The organism is Kitasatospora sp. NPDC058063 (genome assembly GCF_042885395.1).
Taxonomy (GTDB): domain Bacteria; phylum Actinomycetota; class Actinomycetes; order Streptomycetales; family Streptomycetaceae; genus Kitasatospora; species Kitasatospora lactacystinica.
Genome location: NZ_JBHVSD010000006.1, coordinates 412,157 through 415,171, shown reverse-complemented (window position 1 = coordinate 415,171; position 3,015 = coordinate 412,157). Strand labels below are relative to the sequence as shown.

At 71.4% G+C, this 3,015-nt stretch carries 4 protein-coding genes; 3 read left to right on the top strand and 1 reads right to left on the bottom strand.

What is annotated here, in order from left to right:
- Positions 1 to 202: 202 nt before the first annotated feature.
- The gene (locus tag ACFVUY_RS13605) at positions 203 to 1,318 is read right to left on the bottom strand and encodes a M48 family metallopeptidase (protein ID WP_387729745.1); all 1,116 of its coding nucleotides are present in this window, start codon (positions 1,316 to 1,318) and stop codon (positions 203 to 205) included.
- Between the two features lie 261 nt (positions 1,319 to 1,579).
- Here ACFVUY_RS13605 and ACFVUY_RS13600 point away from each other — a divergent pair, with 261 nt between their 5' ends.
- The 3 genes from ACFVUY_RS13600 to nadD all read left to right on the top strand — a co-directional run bounded on the left by ACFVUY_RS13600 (position 1,580) and on the right by nadD (position 2,877).
- Positions 1,580 to 1,726 (top strand): hypothetical protein, encoded by a 147-nt coding sequence (locus tag ACFVUY_RS13600; RefSeq protein WP_359910966.1) that lies wholly within the window; start codon positions 1,580 to 1,582, stop codon positions 1,724 to 1,726.
- A gap of 239 nt (positions 1,727 to 1,965) precedes the next feature.
- On the top strand, positions 1,966 to 2,121 hold the full coding sequence (locus tag ACFVUY_RS13595) for a hypothetical protein (protein WP_359910967.1): 156 nt from the start codon (positions 1,966 to 1,968) through the stop codon (positions 2,119 to 2,121).
- Positions 2,122 to 2,244: 123 nt separating this feature from the next.
- On the top strand, positions 2,245 to 2,877 hold the full coding sequence (gene nadD, locus ACFVUY_RS13590) for a nicotinate-nucleotide adenylyltransferase (protein WP_049658574.1): 633 nt from the start codon (positions 2,245 to 2,247) through the stop codon (positions 2,875 to 2,877).
- Positions 2,878 to 3,015 lie beyond the last annotated feature (138 nt).

Here is a 3,015-nt window from a genome sequence, read left to right as displayed (position 1 = left end):
GACACACATGGCGGTGATCGTCGCGGATGCCTCGCCCGTGACGATCACCGCCAGTGCATCACGCCACGAAGTTGATCAATTACCCAACACTTTCTGAGGCGCGCCCCGGCGGCCGTGGAACGGCGAGGCGGCCGGTGCCCCGGACGGGACACCGGCCGCCGTCGCGGTCGTGGTGGGCCGGCGGTCGTCGCGGCCCCGGGGGTCAGCTGCCGTCGCGGTCCGCGGAACCCGAGCCCGCTGAACCCGATCCTGCGGAGCCGTTGCCCGAGGAACCGTTGCCCGAGGAGCCGTTGCGGCCGGCGGCGCCGGTGAAGGTGTCGCGGAGCTTGCCGCCGACGGTCGCCGCGCCGCCGGCGACGTCCCGGAGCAGGCCCATCAGCGGGTCCTTGCTCTCCTTGACCGAGGTGGTGTAGTGGTCGGCGGCGGCCTTCCACTGCTCGGAGACCGAGGCGTCCGGGTCGTCCGCGCGGCGCGGGTAGGCGCCGGCCACGATCGAGCGGTAGTCGTCGCTCTCCGCCCACTTCTTCAGCTGGGCGACCCGCACCACCGCGAAGGGGTGGGTCTGCGGCAGCAGCTGGAGCACCTTGAGCACGCCGTCGCGCAGATCGCCGGCCTTCTCGTACTCCTCGGCCTGCTCCAGGAAGGCGTCGACGTTCATCTCGGCCAGGTTGTGACCGCCGGCCAGCTTCATCAGGGCCCGCATGGACGCCTGGAGGTCCTGTCCGGCGAGCAGGCCGGCCCGGTCGCTGGACAGCTCCGCCTTGCGGAACCACTCCTTGAGCGCGGTGATGATCGCGGTGATCGCCAGGTTGCCCAGCGGCACCCAGGCGATCCGGGTGGCGATGTTGGTGAGGATCATCAGCATCGTCCGGTAGACGGCGTGGCCGGACATCGCGTGGCCGACCTCGTGGCCGATGACGGAGCGCAGCTCCTCCTCGTCGAGCAGCTCGACCAGGCCGCTGGTGACCACGATGACCGGGGTGTCGATGCCGATGCAGTACGCGTTGACCGTCGGGTCCTGGGAGACGTACAGGTCGGGGACCTGCTCCAGGTCGAGCACGTAGGCGGCGTCCCGCACCATGTCGTGCAGCTCCGGGAACTGGCGCTCGGAGGTCTTCACGGCGGTGGCCAGGAACATCAGCCGGATCGCCCGCTCGGAGACCAGGCCGGCGAGCTTCTTCAGGATGTCGTCGAAGCCGGTGAGCTTGCGCAGCGCGACCAGGGCCGAGCGGTCCGCCGGGTGCTCCCACGCCCGGGTGGAGATTCCGGGGAAGCGTTCGCGGCGGCGGCTCGGGGCCTTCACGGTCGTGTCGGTCATGGTCTGAGTACCTCCTGGTCGACGGCGGCCGCGGCCCGCTGGCCCGCCCCCCGTTGGTCTTCGCCTGCAACGACTGTCTGTGCAACGCGCGCGGTTGCGTACTCGTCCCCGGGGGGCAGCGTACGCGCGGAGCGTCCCGGGGCGGCGGGCGCGTCACCGGGGCCGGTGGGCGGCGTCGGTGTGAGGCCGGTTTAACCTGAGTCCTGGACGACCGAGACCGGACCCGGCCGCGGTACCGAGCAGTTCGAGGAGCCCCCGCAGATGTCCACCGACACGCTTGTCAGCCTGGCCGCGCCCATCTCCGACGAGACCGGCCCGGGCCTGTTCCTGCGGATCATCGTGGTCGCGTCCTTCGTGGGCATCGGCCTGCTGGTCTGGATCATGGCCCGCGCCTTCAAGAACAACTAGGCCCTCCCGGGCCTGTCACCGGGCCCGTTCCCGGCCGGCTCGCGGCCCGTTCCCGGCCCGTTCCCGGCCGGCTCGCGGCCCGTTCCCGGCCCTCGCCCCCGGCTCGTGCTCACGCCCGGTCAGCGGCGGTGGGCCGCCGAGCGGTTGCCGTGTAACCCCCCGTACGATGACGGGTGGGCCCTCACCGGCCCGGAACCACCCCCAGGTCCGTTCCCCGAGCCGAGAAGGTCCCGCCGACCATGAGCACTGCTGCCGCACTCCCCGTTCTGAACCTTCTCGCCGAGGGCGAGGGGGGCAACCACGACAGCCTGAACCCGGCCCTGACCGGTGGCGCCGCGCTGTTCATCCTGCTGGTCCTGCTCTTCATCACCACCCGCTTCAACCGGGACCGCTGAGCCGGCCGCGCGGACCGCTCGGGGAGCGTCCGGCCACCGGCCGGCCGCTCCCTCACGCATCTGCGGAGAACCCCCACCCGGCCGTTCCCGCACCGTAACGGGTGTCGCGTAAGGTGTGGCGGCATGGGAGAGCAGGCCGGGAATCCCGGCGGACCGGAACCGGTGAAGAAGCGCCTCGGCGTGATGGGCGGCACCTTCGACCCGATCCACCACGGCCACCTCGTCGCCGCCAGTGAGGTCGCGAGCGCGTTCCACCTGGACGAAGTGATCTTCGTGCCGACCGGGCAGCCGTGGCAGAAGAGCGACCGCCACGTCACCCCGGCCGAGGACCGCTACCTGATGACGGTCATCGCCACCGCCGAGAACCCGCAGTTCTCGGTCAGCCGGATCGACATCGACCGCGAGGGCCCGACGTACACCGTCGACACCCTGCGCGACCTGCACGCCCTGCACCCGGACGCCGACCTCTTCTTCATCACCGGCGCCGACGCGCTCGCCCAGATCCTCTCCTGGCGCGACTCCGACGAGCTCTTCTCGCTGGCCCACTTCATCGGATGCACCCGCCCGGGGCACACTCTGTCGGACGCCGGGCTTCCGGTGGGCGGGGTCTCCCTGGTGGAGGTCCCGGCGCTGGCCATCTCCTCCACGGACTGCCGCAACCGGGTCGCCAAGGGTGAGCCCGTCTGGTACCTCGTCCCGGACGGCGTGGTCCGCTACATCGACAAGCGGGCGCTGTACGCGCCGCGCGGGGACTGATCCAGGAGCGGTGCATGACTGATCGCAGCGACGGCCGGCGGCCGGAGGACTGGTCCACCGGGCAGTACCAGCAGCCGTACCAGGGCTACCAGAACCCGCAGCAGCAGCAACCACAGCAGCCGCAGCAGCCGCAGTCGT